The organism is Erwinia tasmaniensis Et1/99 (genome assembly GCF_000026185.1).
Lineage (GTDB): Bacteria > Pseudomonadota > Gammaproteobacteria > Enterobacterales > Enterobacteriaceae > Erwinia > Erwinia tasmaniensis.
In genome coordinates, this window is record NC_010694.1 from 2,766,237 (window position 1) to 2,786,123 (window position 19,887).

The following is a 19,887-nucleotide window of genomic DNA, read 5'->3' on the forward strand; positions in this document are numbered from 1 at the left end:
ATATTGTTGTAAACGGGTGGATCACTGGCGCTCAACAACGATAATTCAATGACAGGATACGATAATGACAGGCGTCAATACGGCCCTCCGACCCGATCTTCCGGTGAAACGTACCGCTTTTGGCGTGCTCAGCGCAATAAGTGTGGCTCACCTGCTAAACGATATGATTCAGTCGCTTATTCTCGCAATTTACCCCCTGCTGAGGGAAGATTTTTCACTTAGCTTCGTGCAGATTGGCCTGATCACCCTGACTTATCAACTCACGGCCTCACTCCTTCAGCCGCTGATCGGTCATTTTACCGACAAACACCCGCAGCCGTGGTCGCTGCCCGTTGGGATGGGCTTTACGCTCTGCGGCGTGATACTGATGGCCCTCGCCAGCCATTATGCGATGATTTTGCTGGCGGCCGCCCTTGTTGGAACGGGTTCCTCGGTGTTCCACCCGGAATCCTCGCGGGTTGCTCGTATGGCCTCCGGCGGGCGTCATGGCCTGGCGCAATCCCTGTTTCAGGTTGGCGGCAATCTGGGCAGCTCCTTCGGGCCCCTGCTGGCGGCGCTGATTATCGCGCCGTACGGTCGCGGTAACCTTGCCTGGTTCTCACTGGCGGCGCTGCTGGCTATTGTGGTGCTACTGCAAATTGGTCGCTGGTATCAAACGCAGCATGTGACGGCCAAACACCGTGCGCCGGCAGTCAGCCACGCGCTACCACGCCGTCAGGTGGTGTGCGCGATGACTCTTTTGCTGGTGCTGGTTTTCTCAAAATACTTTTATCTCACCAGCCTGAGCAGCTTCTACACCTTCTATTTGATGCATAAATTTGGCCTTTCGGTGCAAAATGCCCAGCTGCATTTGTTTGTCTTTCTGTTTGCCGTGGCGGCCGGAACCATCATTGGCGGCCCGGTTGGCGATAAAATAGGTCGTAAACGGGTGATTTGGGTATCCATTCTCGGCGTGGCACCCTTTACCCTGCTGCTGCCTTACGCCAATTTGTGGTGGACGGGCGTTCTGTCGGTAGTGATTGGCGTTGTGCTGGCCTCCGCTTTTTCCGCCATATTGGTCTATGCACAGGAGCTGATGCCAGGTCGTATCGGTTTGGTTTCCGGCCTGTTTTTCGGTTTTTCTTTCGGAATGGGGGGGTTAGGCGCTGCCCTACTCGGCATAGTGGCCGATCGCTACAGTATTGAGCTTGTCTATCAAATCTGTGCTTACCTCCCTCTTCTTGGCATACTCGCGGCTTTCCTGCCCGATAACCGTCATAAATAGCATTATCCAGGGGCTGATGAATGAAATTAGTATGGGGAATTCCTCTTGAGGCATCTGCCCTTACTAATGATAAGTGGTTAAAATCACACTCTGTGATGACTTTATCTGAATAATTAATGTTTTTTGCGCTTATCACCAATAATGACAAGCGCCGTATTGCAATATGCCATACACTTATAAGAGACCATCAGGCTTATTTTACCTTTCGTCTGACTCGGGGCGCAGGGAAACGGCAGCCCTTGCCTGACGCACCCGAAGTATGACGAGTATGCAGATAAAGGAGACAAGCATGCACCACACCACACCGCTTATCACCACCATTGTGGGAGGCTTAGTTCTTGCCTTCCTTTTTGGTATGCTGGCAAACCGCCTGCGCATCTCTCCTCTGGTCGGCTATCTGCTGGCCGGCGTGCTGGCCGGGCCGTTTACTCCCGGCTTTGTTGCTGATACCAATCTGGCACCCGAACTGGCCGAGCTGGGCGTGATCCTGCTGATGTTCGGGGTCGGTCTGCACTTCTCGCTGAAAGATCTGATGGCCGTTAAATCGATCGCTATCCCCGGAGCCGTGGTGCAGATCGCCGCCGCTACGCTGCTTGGGATGGGGCTGTCGTGGGCGCTGGGATGGCCTCCCATGACTGGCCTGGTGTTCGGGCTCTGCCTCTCAACCGCCAGTACCGTGGTGCTACTGCGTGCGTTAGAAGAGCGACAGCTAATAGACAGCAAACGTGGGCAGATCGCTATCGGCTGGCTGATTGTTGAAGATTTGGTGATGGTGCTGGCGCTGGTACTGCTGCCTGCCGTGGCCGGGCTGTTTGAAGAGGGAAATGCCAGCGTAACGATGGTCCTGTTCGACCTGCTGATCACTATCGGTAAAGTGGTGGCCTTTATGGTGCTGATGATGGTCGTGGGCCGACGCGTCGTACCGTGGATCCTCGCCCGAAGCGCGGCGACCGGCTCTCGCGAGCTGTTTACTCTGTCGGTGCTGGCGCTGGCGCTGGGCATTGCCTTTGGCGCGGTCGAGTTCTTTGACGTTTCCTTCGCGCTGGGCGCTTTCTTTGCCGGCATGGTGCTCAACGAGTCGGAGTTAAGTCATCGTGCCGCACACGATACGCTTCCGCTACGTGACGCCTTCGCGGTGCTGTTCTTTGTGTCGGTGGGAATGCTGTTTGACCCGATGATCCTTATCCAACAGCCGCTGGCGGTGCTGGGCGCGCTGGCAATCATCGTGCTGGGTAAATCGCTGGTTGCACTGCTGCTGGTGCGCTTGTGCGGGCACTCTAACCGCACCGCGCTGACCATCTCCGTCAGTCTGGCGCAGATCGGCGAATTTGCTTTTATCCTCGCCGGGCTGGGAATTTCGCTGAACCTTCTGCCAGAGAGTGGGCGTAATCTGGTGCTGGCCGGGGCCATTCTGTCGATTATGCTTAATCCTATTCTTTTTGCCCTGCTGGAACGCTACCTGGTTAAAACGGAAAGCCTCGAAGAGCAGACCACGAAAGAGACAGAAGAAGATGAGAAACAAATCCCCGTCGATCTCTGTAATCATGCGATTATCGTCGGCTTTGGCCGTGTTGGCAGCCTGCTGGGCAGCCGCCTGATGGCAGCCGGCATTCCTGTGGTGGTGGTGGAGAACAGCCGTGCGCGGGTAGAAGCCTTGCGCGAACGCGGTATCCCGGCGGTACTTGGTAACGCGGTGCTCGGCGATATCATGGACCTGGCGCGTCTTGATTGCGCCCGCTGGCTGCTGATGACCATCCCCAACGGCTACGAATCCGGTGAAATCGTCACCGCCGCGCGTGAAAAACGGCCCAATATTGAAATCATTGCCCGTGCCCATTATGACGATGAGGTGACCTACATCGAGGAACGCGGTGCGGATCGCGTGGTGATGGGTGAACGCGAGATTGCCAACAGCATGCTGAATATAATGCTGCCGCTACCGGACGAAAAACCGGATACCTGTCCAGTCTAATCTGGCCTGATGCGATAAGGGGCTGAATGCTAAACCGACCAGCCCCATTCAATACCGTTCAGATTTAACGTGATCACGCCTTTCCTCCTTCTTTTTTTCACGAAAAAAGGACGAGTTCTTTTCCGGCTAAAAGGGTGATGCACAGGAAACGGTTAATTATCCTGTACATCCAGATAAAATTTAGCGTTCCCAGTACGACTCTTCGAGGCTATCTTCACGCTCAGGCAGGCCACGCGTCAGACGCGGAGAGTGCTGGTTCAGCACCTGATAACTGACGCGGTTTGCGTACTTGCATACCTGTGCCAGTGAAGAATAGGTCAGATAACTCCGCGCATGTTTACTGGAATTAGGGACGTTGGCACGATGGAAGTTATTGGCGGTAATATCGTGTAACAGCGCCGCCAGCGCACCATCGCCAGCCCCATTGGTGTTCATGATCTTTTCCGGCCCGCCCATATAGGGGGCAATGTGGGAAAAAATCCGCAGCGGCTGGCTACAGTCCTGATAGCGCATAGCCCGACTAAATTCATATTGGTTAAATTCAGGGATCGCACCGGGTAACAGCGGGTGCTGGGTAACGCGCTTACCGGACTCTTCGGTAAACGCAGCCATATACAGTCCGTTGGGCCCGGCGGTACACAACACCAGGTCAACCCAGTCGAGCGCCACGTTCGCCGCCCGTAGCGGATCGCGTTCGCCGGTCAGCTCATAGGCTTCCTCTTCATTCATCGCCACGACTGAGACATGATCGCGGATAAAATCACGCCAGAACTGCGGATTATCCGCAATCACGTGTTTAGTACCCAGCGTCAGCACGACCGGTACATTGTGCTTTTTCGCCCATTCAATCGCCCGCATGGTGGCCAGCGGCATCGGTTCGCCGGGGCTGCAACGGACCAGATAAGAGGTGAGTACCAGCGCCGAAGCACCGGCAATCACCTCTTCCGGGATGCTTTCCGGCCGCAGCTGATTCATCATGCCCGGGCTGATGGCAAAGGTGCGTTCACCTTTTTCACTTATCAGCGTAAAGCAGCGGCCAATCGCCCCTTCAACCCCCTGTAAGTAGTTAAGGTCGGTACGGCTGGAGGTATTGCACAGATAGCGATAAGCATATCCCCCGATCTGCACGTTATTGCACATGACGCCGAGCAGCACCGAGCGGTCATCCGCCAGTACCGAGTAGTTATGCAGGGTATTACCAATGGTGCCACCGGCAAACTGATGGGTAATAAGATTGTCACGCTGCAGTTCGCCGTATAGCGCTTCGGCGACATCATCGGTGATGACCAATGAATGCCCGATACTCAGCCCATAGCGGTGAACAAATTCGTCATCGACCTTTGCTTCGATATCGACCAGGATCTGATCGATGCCGACGATCCAGCTTCTGGCAGCTTCATTTTCCGGCTGTACCGGTTGCAGTAGCGGGTCGCGCGCGCTGACGGGGAAATAATGTTTGGATTTACGTTGACCGGGGAATTTCATGATTGCGGATTGCTGGCAGAGAAACAGGGCGCAATGATAACACAATTGCACCCTGTCAGGATTGTCTCGAAGCGGGAATGGCTCTGGGTGGATCAGCGGTACTGATTCACCAGCTCAAGCATCATCGTGATGTGGGCTTCGTCGTCATTCAGCGCCGGAATATATTCAAAGCGCGTACCGCCTGCGTGCAGGAAGATTTCGCGGTTCTCTCCATCGATCTCTTCCAGAGTCTCCAGGCAGTCGGAGGCAAAACCCGGACTCATGATCTGCACATGTTTTACGCCTTTGCCCGGCAGTGATTCCATCGTTTTATCGGTGTAGGGCATCAGCCAGGGCTCACGGCCAAAGCGTGACTGGAAAGTCAACATCGCTTCATCATCACCCAGCCCCAGAGACGCTTTCAACGCTTCAAAGGTTTCATAGCAGCGCTGTGGATAATCGTCGCCTTCATCCGCAAAACGCTGCGGAATGCCGTGGAATGAGGTGACTAACAGGTCAGGCTTACCGTGCTGCGCAAATGAGCGCTCTACAGAGGCTTTTAACGCCGCGATATAGGCCGGATGCTGCGCGTAGTCACGGATAAAATGGACCGATGGCAGGCTGCGGTAGCCGGCGAAAACCTGGGTAATGCCATCCCAAACCGCTGCGACGGTCGAGCAGGAAAATTGCGGATAGAGCGGCAGTACGATCAGCCGGGTGACCCCTTCGGCCATCAGACTATCGATAGCGCTCTTAAGGCTGGGGTTACCGTAGCTCATCCCCAGCGCAACGGGCATATCCAGCCGCGCGGCCAGAGCATTGCGCTGCCGCTGGCTGTAGACCATCAGCGGGGATCCCTCGTCCATCCACACCGAGGCGTACAGTTTTGACACGCGCGGCGAACGAATGGGCAAAATGCCGAAATTCAGCAACGGCCACCACAGCCAGCGTGGTGCATCGACCACTCGTTTGTCGCTGAGGAACTGTTTCAGATAACGTTTTACGGCTGAAGTGGTGGGGGCATCAGGCGTGCCTAAGTTCACCAGCAGCACGCCAGGTTTATCTTGCCTCATTGCTATTCCTTGATTGAGTGACAGGGTCAGTGATGTAAACCTGAACTATTTTAGCGGAAAAAGGCGTGGGCGGAACCAATTGCTGCAATTGAGCCAGGGTCGTCCTGGCTCACCGCATTAACCGAGAATAGTAGCCAGCTCTGCGCTCACTTCGGTCACTTTACGCGTACCATCAATTTTATGGTAAGCCGTGTTACCCGCCGCCGCCTCTTTGCTGTAATAAGCAATCAGCGGAGCCGTCATCTGATGATATTCAACCAGACGTTTGCGTACGGTTTCTTCCTGGTCATCTTTACGCGTGGTCAGCTCTTCGCCGGTCATGTCGTCTTTCCCCTCCACTCGCGGTGGGTTGAAGGTAACATGATAAACCCGGCCCGATGGTGCGTGCACCCGGCGTCCAACGATACGCTCGACGATCAGCTCATCCGGCACATCAAATTCCAGCACGTTGTCGACCTTAATGCCGGCTTCCTTCATGGCATCAGCCTGCGGGATAGTGCGCGGGAAACCGTCCAGCAGGAAACCATTGCGGCAGTCTTCCGCAGTGATACGTTCCTTGACCAGCGCGATAACCAGCTCGTCGGTAACCAGCTTACCGGCGTCCATAATCTCTTTGGCTTTCAGACCCAGCTCCGACCCGGCTTTCACCGCGGCGCGCAGCATGTCACCCGTAGAGATTTGCGGAATACCGTATTTCTCCATAATGAACTGAGCCTGAGTCCCCTTTCCTGCACCCGGAGCTCCGAGCAGAATAATACGCATTGCGTAAATCCCCTTGCGAATTGCTTTATTAAGCACATTAATTTGAGGGCACGAACATACCATTATGCCCCGTTTTCCACAAGGAAGGGCAAGGTTATGCCATGGGAGGACAGTGCGATACAGACTGCTGACGACCGGCGTAAATCGACTGTGAAATTACCGTGATGATGATAATTGAACCACCAATCACTGATTGAACCGTAGGCATTTCACCGAGGAAAAGATACATCCAGAGAGGCGCTAACGCCGTTTCCAGCAGTAAAAAAAGCCCGGCATGAGTCGGTGAGACAAAGCGGGTTGATAAGGTGATTAGCCCCATAGCCAATGGCATAATCAGAGCGCCTTCGGCAATGACCCATCCCATTTGCTCAGCCGACAGCATTTGCACGCCGCTGACCACATCGGAGCCGGTTCCCAGCACGATCAGCACCGAGGCCAGTAGTGCACCGAGAGAAGGCAGCCCAACCGTTCCGCCACTCACGCGAGCGCTAAAGATAAACGCCAGCGCCATGGATATTGCCGTAGCCAGCGCATAAAGGTTAGCCACGCCGTTGTGGCCCATGCCGCGCCCGGACATGACGATAGCCACACCGATAATGCCTGCCAACGCCGCCAGCATCACGCTACGATCGACGCTCACCTTAAAGAACACACGGGTGATCACGGCCGAAATAAACGGCGTACCGGAGATGATCACCAGTACCGTTGCGACGTTACCCCGGTTCAACGCATTGACGAAACAGGCAGAGGCGATGCAGAAAAACAGTGTCGAAAGCAGATTATCTTTGGTGAACCACGGCCGGCCGATCGCGGAGCGACTTTGACGCCAGCAGGCCCATATCAGCAGGCAAACGGCCCACATGCAGATCCCTCGCAGGGTGACGATCAACCATGAGTTGTCGATCCCCATCATACGAATAAATACCGAATCGGTGCTGAGGATTATGCCGCCCAACATCCCCATGATATTGCCAGTTACGGCCGGAGACGCCTTCATTTTTCCTCCCACAGCGCAATCAGCTTGCGTTTTACCTGCTCGGTCATATCCACCTGCTGACTGCCGTCGCCACGTACCCAGCATGACAAACGCACCGTGTTGGTATGGGGAAAATAACTGCCTCCGGCTTCCTTGACCTGCTGTTGTCGTGCGGCGCTCATTGCCGGCATGGGGAAACAGCAAAAGGGCAGATCGGGCGCGCTGACAGAACAGAGGTCCATCCCGGCCACGTCCTTTACCTCAAGCTGACGGATCTGAGCAACGTTAAACGGCTGCCAGCTCCCGCTGCGCACATTTTCCAGCGCCTCTTGCAACGGTTTATCTGAAGAGGTGGACTCTTCAAACAGGCGCAGTTCGCTGCGCATCAGCGTGCTGAAGTGTTCAGCGCGCAAAGCAATAATTGCCAATCCCACGGTCAGCGAAGCGTGTTTGTGTAAGGGGGCGACAAACACCGAACTTTTTGCGATCAGCTCCCGATGGCGATTAGTGGCAAAACTGTGAGAGGCATCAACCACGCCTTTGCCCTTGCAGTCTTGCAGGCTGTTAACTTCCCCCGTGTATGGATTAACGTGGGTAATTATCGGCACGCTGCCCGGCGCGCTGGTATGCGCTAAAGATGAGTTAAACAGCTCCGAAACGGGTTGATAATGAGCATGTTTCGCCAGACATAATGAGGTTTCCTGCTTATAAAACAGATGTGAAAGGATCACCAGGCCAACCCGTACCGACTGGACGAAGAACAGGTCGTAATCTTGCAGTTGGTATATGCGGGTAAGCTCATCACGAAGTTCGCTCTTTAGCATATTCACTCGCTTATAATACCGGTCGCCATGCACCTGCTGCAGCTGCGGGGAAAGTGAGGAAGCATCCATCAGTTGATTAGCTCCTGTTGAAATAACAGTGGCATAACGTTGTTGCGGAAAATCGATCCGACCGCAACCTCGCAGGGGGGGTGACGATAGTTCACCCATGCAATCTCTTCTATTTCATTACCTGCACGCGGCTGGCCAATAATCTCAACAAAATAGACGTGATTCTCTATTGCCTGTGCCTCAAATTCGGCGCGGCCATGAAACAGACCAAAAGGCCGGAAGCTTTTGATTTCTACACCCAGCTCCTCATCTAGCTCGCGCTTCAGACAGCTTAGATGATCCTCTCCCGGTAGGGGTTTGCCGCCTGGGGAAATAAAAATCTGGGTTCCACGCTTACGGGTCAGTAACAGCGAACGCTCACAAATGATGATCGCGGCACATTTAACGATTGTTTTCATCTCAACTCCGGGTGACATAATTCGCCGATTACGTCACGACTGTTCTATCAAACTTATGCTGCGGTGCTGTTCACTAATTCAGGGAGATGGAGAGCTTCGCCAGCAAGGAAATTCACAATATTGTGTGCCAACGGGGCTTTTTCGCGTAGATAAGCAAGGACGACCTCATCCGATGGAGTGGTGAAGCTATCGGCAAAGATGCTGATCCCTTCCAGGGACTTCGTTGAGATCCCCAGCTGCAACAGGCGATATTTCACATCATCCGCCGACTGCGCAAACTCATAAACCGGCGACTGATAGTTAATGTCGTATTGCTCCATCATCTCCATCAGGAAGGTTTTCGCTACCGGCCGCTGCTCCGGGAATTCCATTTGATAATGGGTGATACCGTCATTGATGGTATTAATATCGTTGCGACGACAGAAATCGACCAGATGCGCATGGATGGCCAGTTTTTCACCCAGCAGTACCAAATTTTTGCGATATTTAAGAATATCGTTTTCTAGCGACTCGATGGCGATGGTACGAAAAGCGCCGCTGATATCGGCAACGGTATGCCCCACCACTAAATCGCCAAATCGATTTTTCAGTTCATCGATACGGTGCGACAAAATACCGCGATGCAGTGAACATCCGCTATTACCCGACCACAGGTGAACGGGAATACCCTGTAACATAAGATAACAGGCCGCCAGAGTGCTATCCCGGCCCCCGGTGAACATAACGAGTTGTGGTTTTACGGAATCTTGATGTGTCATTTCACTTCCTTCACGTAGCAATTGTGGATTATCAAGGGCTGACAAGGCGAAAATTCGTCTTGATAGAATACGACAATAGGTTCAGGCTGTTTGATATCTGTACAGATCCCACAGCCTGCGCCAGAGTAGAGAATTTGGGCTGGATTTAAAAATGATATAAACAGACACTGTCTGTGAGTTTTTATAACAGGTAACTTATGTCTCATCTTCCTTCGCTCCGTGCCCTGTACTATTTTCATCAGGCTGCGCTGCACCAAAGTTTTAGCCGTGCCGCACAATCGCTTAACGTCACGCACAGTGCCGTCAGTCATCAAATAAAGCTGCTGGAAGAGTGGCTGGGCAAGCCCGTATTTCTGCGTATAAATGGTCGCGTGCAGTTAACGGCAGACGGTGAGCGCCTGAAGGCATGCTGCACGCAAAGTTTTCGCAGCATTGAAGCGACCTGTGACAAAATCCGCGCGCGCGATCTTTATACCCTGTCGATATCCTGTGCTCCGAGTTTTCTGGCTCAATGGCTAATCCCGCGGATCAACCGCTTTACGTCGCGCCATAGCGACATTGCCCTGACGTTCCAGACCCATATCGATCTGGAGCGGGTGCGCGGTGAGCACACCGACATTCTGATTGTCAGCCATGAACAGCCGGTGCAGCAGGACATTACGGCCACGCTGATCGCCGTCGACTATATCGGCCCGGTATGCTCTCCTGAATTCAGCCACCGCTTTCACTATGAAACTGATTTTTCCACCTTACCGCTGCTCCATGCCGACACTAAACTTAATGCCTGGTCTGAATGGGCGAAAAAAACCGGCGCAAGGGGTGATTTTTGGGCAGGAAGTCATTTTGACAATCTGACCCTGGCTATCCAGGCCGCGCGCAGCGGTATGGGGATCATCATGACGCCGCAGATCCTGGTAAAAAAAGAGATCTTAGACGGTTCACTGATTGCACCGCTGGGTTTTACCGAGGTGGATCGCGCCACCTGGATGATGATCAAAGCTTCGCGTCAGGCGGAAAAGGGAATTGAGCTGTTTCGCCGCTGGCTACTTGAAGAGGCGTCGATGGTGGGTTAAGCAGGGGGAAAGGAAGAATGTACGATGAGAAAGTGGTCGCTTTACGGCGACCAGCTTAAATTTAGCGATCGGGTGGCTGAAACACCCGATCGTTCCGGCAATTAGCCCAGCAGCAGCTGGTTCATTCGGCGGATAAACTGATTCGGATCTTCCAGCGTGCCTTTTTCGGCAAACAGCGCCTGGTCCAGCAGCAGCTCGACCCACTCGGCGAAGCGGGCTTCATCCTGAGTGTCGGCCGCGCGTTTTACCAGCGCATGATCCGGGTTCAGCTCAAACAGATATTTCACCTCCGGCACGTCCTGACCCGCAGCGGCAAACAGTTTTGCCATCTGGGTGGTCATTTCATTGGCTTCGGTGGTGACGATCGCCGGCGTATCGGTCAGGCGGTGCGTTAAACGCACTTCTTTTACGCGCTCACCCAGCAACGTTTTCACGCGCTCGACAAACGGCTCCAGCGCCTTCTCGGCTTCTTTCTGCTCTTCGGTCTCTTCGTCGGCCAGCTTGCTTAGCGCGTCATCCGCCTTGCTGACTGACTGGAAGGATTTACCGTCGAACTCCGTAAGGTAGCTCATCATCCATTCGTCAATGCGGTCGGAAAGCAGCAATACCTCGATGCCTTTCTTACGGAACAGCTCCAGATGCGGGCTGCTTTTTGCTGCGGCGTAACTATCGGCAGTGATGTAATAAATCTTCTCCTGCCCTTCCACCATGTGGCTGACGTAGTCTTCCAGTGAAACGGTCTGCGCCGCCCCTTCGAAGCTGGTGGTGGCAAAGCGCAACAGTTTAGCGATGGTTTCTGCATTGCTGCTGTCTTCCGCCGGGCCTTCTTTCAGCACCAGGCCGAACTGCTGCCAGAATTTCTGATATTTCTCTTCATCATCCTTCGCCACTTTTTCCAGCATTTGCAGTGAGCGCTTGGTCAGCGCCCCACGCAGCGTCTGGGTAATACGGCTGTCCTGGAGGATTTCACGCGACACGTTCAGCGGCAGATCGTTGGAGTCAATCAGCCCTTTCACAAAGCGCAGATAGTTCGGCATAAACTGTTCGGCATCGTCCATGATAAACACACGCTGCACGTAAAGTTTCAGGCCGTGTTTGTGATCACGGTTCCACATATCCCACGGGGCCTGGGCGGGAATATACAGCAGGCTGGTGTACTCCTGCTTGCCTTCTACCCGGTTATGGCTCCAGGTTAGCGGATCGGTAAAGTCGTGGGCAACGTGCTTGTAGAACTCTTTGTATTCTTCTTCGCTGATATCAGACTTGTTACGCGTCCACAGCGCCTGCGCTTTATTGATCTTTTCCCATGTGGTGGTGTCATCTTCTTCGTTATGGGTTTCGATCTCTACCGGCAGGGCGATATGGTCGGAATATTTACTGATAATGCTGCGAACGCGCCAGGCATCGAGGAACTCATCTTCGCCTTCGCGCAGATGCAGGGTGATTTCGGTCCCGCGATCGCTTTTCTCAATATCAGCGATGGTATAGTCACCTTCGCCGGCGGACTCCCAGAAAACACCTTCATCTGCAGCAGCGCCTGCGGCACGGGTGCGCACGGAAACCTTGTCCGCCACGATAAATGCAGAGTAAAAACCCACGCCGAACTGACCGATTAGCTGGCTGTCTTTAGCCTGGTCAGATCCCAGTGATTCGAGGAAGGATTTGGTGCCGGATTTGGCAATAGTGCCCAAATTTTCAATAACTTCGTCGCGGCGCATGCCGATACCGTTATCACTGAGCGTCAGGGTACGTTTTTCCTTGTCGACCGCCACGCGCACGCGCAGATCGCCGTCTCCCTCATACAGTTCCGCGGAGGATAACGCTTTGAAGCGCAGCTTATCAGCGGCATCGGAGGCATTTGAGATCAGCTCGCGCAGGAAGATTTCTTTGTTTGAATAAAGAGAGTGAATCATTAGATGCAGAAGCTGTTTCACCTCTGACTGGAAGCCACGCGTCTCTTGTCCTTTCATGGTCATTACTACCTCAATAAAAACAGGTTGATGAACGTTGAGGTAATAAATGGGGATGTAAAAAGTAATTTCAAGACGGCACGAAGGATCCGTGCCGTTTAACTGCTCAGAATTTAAACTTCTGACGACCGGCCAGCGAATGCGACAGCGTGGTGCCATCGACCATCTCCAGCTCTCCCCCCACCGGAACGCCATGAGCAATACGGCTGGCGTCCACGCCGTACTGTTCACACAGGCTGGCGATGTAGTTCGCGGTCGCCTCACCTTCCACCGTCGGATTGGTCGCGAGGATAACTTCCTGGATAGACTCTGTTTCCAGCCGTTGCTCCAGTCGGTCAAGGCCAATATCACCCGGCCCTATACCATCCAGCGGCGACAGATGCCCCATCAGCACAAAGTATCGGCCAGAAAACTGCCCGGTTTGTTCAATGGCATGAATATCTGCCGGGCTTTCAACCACGCAAATCAGCCCATTATGCTGACGCCGTGGGTTGGCGCAGATGGTACAGATTTCCTGCTCGGTGAAAGTACGGCAGTCGGCGCAGTGCCCGATTTCTGACATCGCCCGCGTTAACGCCTGAGCCAGACGCATTCCACCGCTGCGGTCGCGCTGTAACAGCTGAAAAGCCATGCGCTGGGCCGACTTTGGCCCAACGCCCGGCAGGCAACGCAGCGACTCCATGAGTGTTTCGAGGAGTGGGCTGGTTTGCATCAGAACGGCATCTTAAAGCCAGGTGGCAGAGACATCCCGTTTGAGACCGATGCCATTTTATCTTTTTGTGCTTCTGAAATACGGCGGGCCGCATCATTGAAGGCCGCCGCCACCAAATCTTCCAGCATATCTTTGTCATCTTCCAGCAGGCTCGGGTCGACTTCAACCCGGCGACAGCTGTGCGCACCGTTGATGGTCACTTTCACCAGGCCTGCACCAGATTCACCGGTGACTTCCATCTCGGCGATTTCTTCCTGCACCTGCGCCATTTTTTCCTGCATTTGCTGGGCCTGTTTCATCAGGTTTCCCAATCCGGCTTTACCAAACATACGCTCTCTCTCTATTAGTTCTGGCCACATCATCCTCGTTAGTCGGATGTGGCGGGTTAAACAGGGCGGATACTATCATCATCTATTTCAGCATCGAAGAACTTGCGTAGCGTCTGAATATGTACGTCCGAGTTTATCGACTGACGCGCCTGCACAAGTTTCTCTTGATAAATTTTCTGCCGCCATTCCAGTGGCGTTAATACTGCCGGATCGTCATCCACCACCACCGTTAGTTCAATGGGGCATCCGGCGACTATATTCAAGGCATCCTGCAGCGCTTTTTGTGCTGAAGGGGAGTTCAGGTGACTCTGCGCAGAGCGCAAATGCAGGCAAATGCCTTTTTCGGTCGTCTGTTTCCACGCATTTAACGCCAGCTGCTGAACCAACTTCGGTATGGTAAGCGCGGAGATTTCAGCCGCCCAGGCATCGCGTTCCAGTGATTCTGCCACCAGTTTAGCCACCAGCTCCGGGTGCTTTTCATATTCAAGCGCATTGCGCAAGGCTTTAGGCGTTGCGCAAGGCTCCGCCTTCACCTCGATCGGGTTTTGCGCCTTCCAACGATAGGCTTCTGGTTTTACCGGAGTGGCCTCTGTTGCCGACGGCTGCTGACGCCGCTGCCCGCGTTCGCTGGCCGCAGCCAGACGCTCAAGTGCCGAACCTGCCGGCCGCGCACTCTGCGCCGCCGGCTCACTCTTTTTTGGCTTACTCGCCCCCTGATGGCGCATCAGCTGCGTTCGCGCCTGCAAAAGCTGGCTGGTGGCATCCGGTAGTCCTTGCGAGACTGGTTCCTGCGGTGGTGACGGCGGCGCTTCGTTGCGCGTGACGCTTTGCGCTGGCGCTGGCGCTGGCGCTGGAACAGCCTGCTGCGACATCGTCGGGCGCGCAACCGGTTCGGCGATCGCCGCTTTAGGGTGGAAAGCCAGCGCGCGCAATAGCGTCATTTCAACGCCCATGCGGCGATCGGGCGCCAGCGAAAGCTCTTTGCGCCCCACCAACAGCGTCTGGTAATAAAGTTGCACGTCCGCGGGCGGCAATACCCGTGCCAGTTCACGTAGCCGCTGGGCAATCGCCGCCATGTCATCACTTAACGCGGAGGGCAGCAGCTGTATCATCGCCACACGATGCAACAAGGTGGTCATTTCTACCAGCAGCGCTTCCCACTCGACTCCACGCGCGGCCGCCTGATTGAGCAACGCCATCACCTGCGTCCCGTCGGCGTGAACCAACGCCTCGATCAGCGCCAGCGGCTGTTCATCATCAAGTGTGCCGAGCATATCGTTGACGGTAGCCGTCGTCACCTGTCCCTGCCCCATCGCGATAGCCTGGTCGGTCAGGCTCAAGGCATCGCGCATGCTGCCGTCCGCAGCGCGTGCCAACAGCTGTAGCGCGCGCGTTTCCGCGTCAATTTTCTCTGCCTGAAGAACATGCTCCAGCTGACCGCGGATCTGGTCCTGATCCAGCGCCTTCAGATGAAATTGCAGACAGCGCGACAGGATAGTCACCGGCAGCTTTTGTGGATCGGTGGTTGCCAGCAGGAACTTAACATGTTCCGGCGGCTCTTCCAGGGTCTTTAGCAACGCATTGAAGCTGTGACGCGAAAGCATATGTACTTCATCGATCAGATAGACCTTAAAGCGTCCACGTGCCGGCGCGTATTGTACGTTATCCAGGAGATCACGGGTGTCTTCCACCTTTGTGCGTGAAGCCGCGTCGATTTCAATCAGATCGACAAAGCGGCCCTGTTCGATTTCACGGCAGTTATCGCACTGCCCACAGGGGGTAGCCGTGATACCGGTTTCACAGTTCAGCCCCTTCGCCAGAAGGCGGGCGATGGTAGTTTTCCCAACGCCACGGGTGCCGGAAAACAGATAAGCATGATGGATGCGGCCAAGGGACAAACCATTAGCCAGCGCGGTCAGCACATGCTGCTGTCCGACAACATCGGTAAACGCTTGTGGACGCCACTTGCGGGCCAGTACCTGATAGCTCATTAAGACTTCATCATCGAGTGGAAAGATTGTATTAAGGTTTTAGTAAACCAGACCGGGCAACTATAACAGTTAATCGCCGCTCTCGTCTTACTCCCGTCACTTTATCACGCCTGGCGCATCGGTTGGCAGGCAGAGGTCAGCATCATGACAGAGAAGATAAGGAAGGATGAAAGGAAGAACAACCGACAATGAAAAACGGGGCAGGCCAGGCTGCCCCATTGCAATCAGTGGCCTGGGAAGCTCACCAGGCTGTAGCTTTCAACGCCCAGTGCTTTCAGGCGCGCTTCGCCGCTCAGATCGAACAGATTAATGATAAAGGCGGCATCTTTTACGCTGCCACCTGCACGCCGGATCAGATTCACCGTGGCTTCGATGGTTCCACCTGTTGCCAGCAAATCATCAACCACCAGCACAACGTCACCCGGCTGAATTGCATCACAATGCAGCTCGAGGGTATCGGTGCCGTACTCCAGCGCGTAATCTTCAGCAAAGGTTTTACGCGGCAGCTTGCCCGGTTTGCGTACCGGCACAAAGCCAACGCCCAGTCCCAGAGCGACCGGAGCGCCGAACAGGAAACCACGAGCCTCGGTGCCCACCACTTTGGTGATACCCGCATGACGATAGCGTTCAACCAACAGTTCAATGCTCAACGCATACGCTTTCGGATCTTCCAGCAGGCTGGTGACATCACGAAAGAGAATGCCCGGTTTAGGATAATCCGGGATGCTTTGGATACTGTTTTTAAGAAATTCTAGCTGCTGCGCAGTCGCGGTCATAATGTTATGCCTGATAAATACAAATCTGACTCGCGCAGCTTCATCCCACGCGGCAATGAATGCTGCGTGAAATTCAAACGTCGAAGGGAAGCCGCGCACGAAAACGACCAAATCTATGCAAATCGCCGGACAATTGCAACCGTATTCAGCGAATCAGGGATTTTGTTGCCCTTCATCGACCACCGGTAACCGGATAATAAAAATGAGCAGGATGCAGAGAATTGCCAGCAGAAGGAGCCGAAGCCACAAAATGCTGACCATCCATAGCGAAAAAGCAAAGGTCAACAGGGTAAACAACACCGCCCTGCCCTTAGCTCCCGGCGGCATGGCGCGGTGCTGCTGCCAGTAACGCAGATAGCGGCCAAACACCGAACGGTGCAACAGCCAGTGATGGAAGCGCGGCGAAGAGCGCGCAAAACACCACGCTGCCAGCAGTAAAAAAGGCGTGGTCGGTAATAGCGGCAGGACAACGCCGACGGTAGCTAATATCACGGCTAACCAGCCCAGGGTCATCAGGAGGTAACGTTGCATGGCGCACCCGCATAAAAAAAGTCAGATTCAGGTATCATACCGGGATTCACGCCTGGGAGAAGCCAATGAAAAGCGCAGTTCTATTGCAACAGCTGGAAATACAGGTTGAAAAGCTGGCGCAGGCCGTAGAGCCTCATGCCAATAAGCGTACGACACAGGCGCGCTTTGACCACCAGTTATTTCATTGCCACAGCACCCGACTTGGCGATTATTTACTGGAAATTCGTCAAAATCTGGCACGGCTTACGCAGAGCGTGAGTGATAACCGCACCGTGAGCGTTGCATGGATGTCCGAACGAGTCGTGTTGCAGATCGGCGCGCTGCAACGAGAAATCGCCACGCAAAAAATGCGTAGCGGTGAGGCCCGGCCGGTTGCGCTCAAAGAGAATTTGTACGAAAAGCTGGCAGAGCACCAGGACTTTGAGCGCCGTCTGCGCGCCATGATAGGCGACCGCGAGAGTCTGTTGGCACAGCAGGAAACGCTGATACAGCAGCAGCAGTTACAGCGCGAACTGGCAGCGCTAGAGGGGCGTTTACAGCGCTGCCTTCAGGCGCTGAAACGGATTGAGCGTGCCATTGAAAACCGTGAACGCGGGTTATAAGATAGCCAAATCGTTTTAGCCGGTGGGCCTTTTGGCCTGCGGTCTTTTCCCCATCGCGCCAGCACGCGGCTACCGTTCACCGTTTGAACGTCAATCGACGCTGATATCAGCAGTGGCTGAAGGGTTAATAATGGCGGCAGGGTGACAATTTTGCCGATCTTGAACGGGCAGCCTGTGCTTTTCACCTCATAAGGAAATGCTATGTCGCTGGAAAACGCGCCAGAAGAAGTCAAACTTGCCGTCGATTTGATTATGCTACTCGAAGAAAATCACATTGCCCCTGAAACCGTGCTGGCCGCGTTGGCGATCGTTCAGCGCGATTTTGAACAAAAGGCACATAGGCAGTCATAACAGATCATCAGCCCGGTTTGCGCAGGGAAGTGCTGTGAGTCAACATATCGATCAGGGTTTCCACCAGCTGCGGAGCATCGGCGGCGAGGTCAAAACTATCGGGCATAAACAGCCAATTTTCCATGATACCGCTTACATAACCCCGCATGACTACCGCTGCGCGTCGGGTGTCCAGGTTTTCAGGAAGTTGTTGTGCATCAATGCACCCGACCAGCAAAAGTTCTATCTTTTCATAACATTCGAGGTAGAGGTTCTGCTGCATCAGTTGGAGGGTGGCCATTTCGCCCACAAACTCGCATTTATGGTAAATGATCTCCATAAGAGCGCGTCTTTTTTGGTCGGTTGCCGTTGCTTCGAACACATATCGTAGCATCGACCGCATCACAGAAAGTGGATCGGCAGGGTATTTTGATTGATACTCAATTTCGAGGGCCGCAAGACCCGATTCGGATTGAGCCCAGATTTCGTTGAGTAAATCGGTTTTATTTTTAAAGTGCCAATAAATTGCACCTCGCGTCACGCCAGCGCCTGCGGCAATGTCTGCCAGTGACGTTTTGGCCACGCCATGTTCAGAAAAACGCTTTATAGCAGCATCTAAGATGTGATTGCGCGTTTCCTGTGCTTGTTGTTTGGTATTTCGTGCCATGGAGGTATGATTTACAACGCGTTAGACTTACATACATTTGCGAATGTATGTACCATAGCATGACTATAATTTAAACGCAGCAATGGGTTTATGGGTTTGTTATCCATTGAACAATCGATATCGGACACTCGAGGTTTATTTATGAAAAAAAACAGAGGGTTTACGCCTCTGACGGCCGTTCTTATGCTTTCAGGCAGCCTGGTGCTGACTGCATGCGATAACAAATCATCGCAGCAGGCTGGTCAGCAGCACGCGCCAGAAGTAGGCATTACGACGTTAAAAAGCGCCCCGCTTAAGATTACTACCGATTTGCCAGGTCGTACCTCGTCGTTCCGTGTCGCTGAAGTTCGCCCACAGGTTTCTGGCATTATTTTGAAACGCAACTTCGTTGAGGGCAGCGATATCAAGGCCGGCGAGTCTTTATATCAAATAGATCCGGCCACCTATCAGGCGGCATACGATAGCGCTAAAGGCGATTTAGCACAGGCACAGGCCAACGCGCAGATCGCCGCCACCACCGTGAAACGCTATAAACCGTTGCTGGGTACCAAATATATCAGCCAGCAGGAATACGATACGGCTGCCGCGACGCAAAGCCAGACGGCTGCTGCCGTTGTTGCGGCACGGGCCGCGGTGGAAACAGCACGCATTAATCTTGCTTATACCAAAGTGACCTCGCCTATCAGCGGACGCATCGGTAAGTCTTCAGTGACGGAAGGGGCGCTGGTGACCAGTGCGCAAACGACCGCACTGGCCAGCGTACAGCAGCTTGACCCCATTTACGTTGACGTGACCCAGCCCAGTGAAGATTTTATGCGCCTGCGCGATGAGCTGACTTCCGGCAAGCTACAGCAGGCCAATGGAAAAGCTGAAGTTAAGCTGCTTTTACAGAACGGTAGCGAATACCCCCAGAGCGGAACATTAGAATTTTCCGATGTTACCGTTGATGAGACAACCGGTTCGATTACTCTGCGCGCCATCTTCCCAAATCCAGATCATAACCTGCTACCGGGCATGTTTGTTCGCGCACGCCTGGAAGAAGGTACTAACCCGAACGCACTGCTGGTTCCTCAGCAGGGTGTAACGCGCACGCCAACAGGCCAGGCGACTGCGCTGGTGGTTGGCACGGATAACAAGGTTGAGGTGCGTAACCTGACGGCCGATCGGGCGATGGGCGATAAGTGGCTGGTCACTGGCGGTCTCAAAGCTGGCGATCGCGTCATTGTCACTGGCCTGCAGCGGGTGAAACCCGGTGCCACGGTGACGCCACAGGAAGTCAGCGACGATAGCGACAAAGCAGCGTCCCAGGCGCAGTCTGAACAACCGAAGTCTTAACAGGAGCCGTT

20 protein-coding genes and 1 other annotated feature are annotated in these 19,887 nt (G+C 54.1%); of the genes, 6 read left to right on the forward strand and 14 right to left on the reverse strand.

Annotation, left to right across the window (positions count from 1 at the left end; genetic code table 11):
- Positions 1–64: 64 nt before the first annotated feature.
- The gene (locus tag ETA_RS13485) at positions 65–1,264 is read left to right on the forward strand and encodes an MFS transporter (RefSeq protein ID WP_012442173.1); all 1,200 of its coding nucleotides are present in this window, start codon (positions 65–67) and stop codon (positions 1,262–1,264) included.
- A gap of 289 nt (positions 1,265–1,553) precedes the next feature.
- Positions 1,554–3,236: a YbaL family putative K(+) efflux transporter gene (gene ybaL, locus ETA_RS13490; RefSeq protein WP_012442174.1), complete on the forward strand. Its 1,683-nt coding sequence runs from the start codon at positions 1,554–1,556 to the stop codon at positions 3,234–3,236.
- Positions 3,237–3,416: 180 nt separating this feature from the next.
- On the opposite strand, the gene ETA_RS13495 is transcribed toward ybaL, so the two are convergent.
- The 7 genes from ETA_RS13495 to ETA_RS13525 all read right to left on the reverse strand — a co-directional run bounded on the left by ETA_RS13495 (position 3,417) and on the right by ETA_RS13525 (position 9,560).
- Positions 3,417–4,721: an inosine/guanosine kinase gene (locus ETA_RS13495; RefSeq protein ID WP_012442175.1), complete on the reverse strand. Its 1,305-nt coding sequence runs from the start codon at positions 4,719–4,721 to the stop codon at positions 3,417–3,419.
- Positions 4,722–4,813: 92 nt separating this feature from the next.
- Positions 4,814–5,773, reverse strand: a complete 960-nt coding sequence (gene hemH / locus ETA_RS13500; RefSeq protein WP_012442176.1) for a ferrochelatase — start codon at positions 5,771–5,773, stop codon at positions 4,814–4,816.
- Between the two features lie 117 nt (positions 5,774–5,890).
- Entirely contained in the window at positions 5,891–6,535 is a 645-nt protein-coding gene (gene adk, locus ETA_RS13505; RefSeq protein ID WP_012442177.1) for an adenylate kinase, read from the reverse strand.
- Between the two features lie 94 nt (positions 6,536–6,629).
- Entirely contained in the window at positions 6,630–7,532 is a 903-nt protein-coding gene (locus ETA_RS13510; protein WP_012442178.1) for a DMT family transporter, read from the reverse strand.
- Positions 7,529–8,404, reverse strand: coding sequence for a DUF6024 family protein (locus ETA_RS13515; protein ID WP_012442179.1), 876 nt, complete (start codon positions 8,402–8,404; stop codon positions 7,529–7,531). Before ETA_RS13515 ends, ETA_RS13510 begins: the two co-directional genes overlap by 4 nt.
- Positions 8,404–8,802 (reverse strand): NUDIX hydrolase, encoded by a 399-nt coding sequence (locus ETA_RS13520; protein ID WP_012442180.1) that lies wholly within the window; start codon positions 8,800–8,802, stop codon positions 8,404–8,406. The genes ETA_RS13515 and ETA_RS13520 overlap by 1 nt, the downstream gene beginning before the upstream one ends.
- A gap of 53 nt (positions 8,803–8,855) precedes the next feature.
- On the reverse strand, positions 8,856–9,560 hold the full coding sequence (locus ETA_RS13525; RefSeq protein ID WP_012442181.1) for a hypothetical protein: 705 nt from the start codon (positions 9,558–9,560) through the stop codon (positions 8,856–8,858).
- Between the two features lie 197 nt (positions 9,561–9,757).
- Here ETA_RS13525 and ETA_RS13530 point away from each other — a divergent pair, with 197 nt between their 5' ends.
- Positions 9,758–10,633, forward strand: a complete 876-nt coding sequence (locus ETA_RS13530) for a LysR substrate-binding domain-containing protein (RefSeq protein WP_012442182.1) — start codon at positions 9,758–9,760, stop codon at positions 10,631–10,633.
- A gap of 101 nt (positions 10,634–10,734) precedes the next feature.
- Here the strand turns inward: ETA_RS13530 and htpG are convergent, their stop codons facing one another.
- From htpG to ETA_RS13560, 6 genes are all read right to left on the reverse strand, one after another.
- Complete coding sequence (gene htpG, locus ETA_RS13535; RefSeq protein WP_012442183.1) at positions 10,735–12,609, reverse strand: molecular chaperone HtpG; 1,875 nt, start codon at positions 12,607–12,609, stop codon at positions 10,735–10,737.
- A 100-nt stretch (positions 12,610–12,709) separates the two neighbouring features.
- Positions 12,710–13,315 carry a recombination mediator RecR gene (gene recR / locus ETA_RS13540; RefSeq protein ID WP_012442184.1) on the reverse strand — a complete coding sequence of 202 codons (606 nt, stop codon included), beginning with the start codon at positions 13,313–13,315 and terminating at the stop codon, positions 12,710–12,712.
- Positions 13,315–13,644 (reverse strand): YbaB/EbfC family nucleoid-associated protein, encoded by a 330-nt coding sequence (locus ETA_RS13545; protein ID WP_012442185.1) that lies wholly within the window; start codon positions 13,642–13,644, stop codon positions 13,315–13,317. The genes recR and ETA_RS13545 overlap by 1 nt, the downstream gene beginning before the upstream one ends.
- A 56-nt stretch (positions 13,645–13,700) precedes the next feature.
- Positions 13,701–15,635, reverse strand: coding sequence for a DNA polymerase III subunit gamma/tau (gene dnaX / locus ETA_RS13550; protein WP_012442186.1), 1,935 nt, complete (start codon positions 15,633–15,635; stop codon positions 13,701–13,703).
- Positions 14,301–14,362 (reverse strand) — a sequence feature (DnaX frameshifting element). It overlaps the preceding gene by 62 nt.
- A gap of 224 nt (positions 15,636–15,859) precedes the next feature.
- Positions 15,860–16,411, reverse strand: coding sequence for an adenine phosphoribosyltransferase (apt, locus tag ETA_RS13555; RefSeq protein WP_012442187.1), 552 nt, complete (start codon positions 16,409–16,411; stop codon positions 15,860–15,862).
- 153 nt (positions 16,412–16,564) lie between these two features.
- The gene (locus ETA_RS13560; protein WP_012442188.1) at positions 16,565–16,942 is read right to left on the reverse strand and encodes a DUF454 family protein; all 378 of its coding nucleotides are present in this window, start codon (positions 16,940–16,942) and stop codon (positions 16,565–16,567) included.
- 65 nt (positions 16,943–17,007) lie between these two features.
- On the opposite strand from ETA_RS13560, the gene priC reads away from it, so the two are divergent.
- Positions 17,008–17,544, forward strand: a complete 537-nt coding sequence (priC, locus tag ETA_RS13565; RefSeq protein ID WP_012442189.1) for a primosomal replication protein PriC — start codon at positions 17,008–17,010, stop codon at positions 17,542–17,544.
- A 201-nt stretch (positions 17,545–17,745) separates the two neighbouring features.
- Positions 17,746–17,895 carry a pleiotropic regulatory protein RsmS gene (gene rsmS / locus ETA_RS18885; protein ID WP_012442190.1) on the forward strand — a complete coding sequence of 50 codons (150 nt, stop codon included), beginning with the start codon at positions 17,746–17,748 and terminating at the stop codon, positions 17,893–17,895.
- A 7-nt stretch (positions 17,896–17,902) separates the two neighbouring features.
- Here the strand turns inward: rsmS and acrR are convergent, their stop codons facing one another.
- Positions 17,903–18,541 (reverse strand): multidrug efflux transporter transcriptional repressor AcrR, encoded by a 639-nt coding sequence (gene acrR, locus ETA_RS13570; RefSeq protein WP_012442191.1) that lies wholly within the window; start codon positions 18,539–18,541, stop codon positions 17,903–17,905.
- 141 nt (positions 18,542–18,682) lie between these two features.
- On the opposite strand from acrR, the gene ETA_RS13575 reads away from it, so the two are divergent.
- Positions 18,683–19,876 carry an efflux RND transporter periplasmic adaptor subunit gene (locus ETA_RS13575; protein WP_012442192.1) on the forward strand — a complete coding sequence of 398 codons (1,194 nt, stop codon included), beginning with the start codon at positions 18,683–18,685 and terminating at the stop codon, positions 19,874–19,876.
- Positions 19,877–19,887 lie beyond the last annotated feature (11 nt).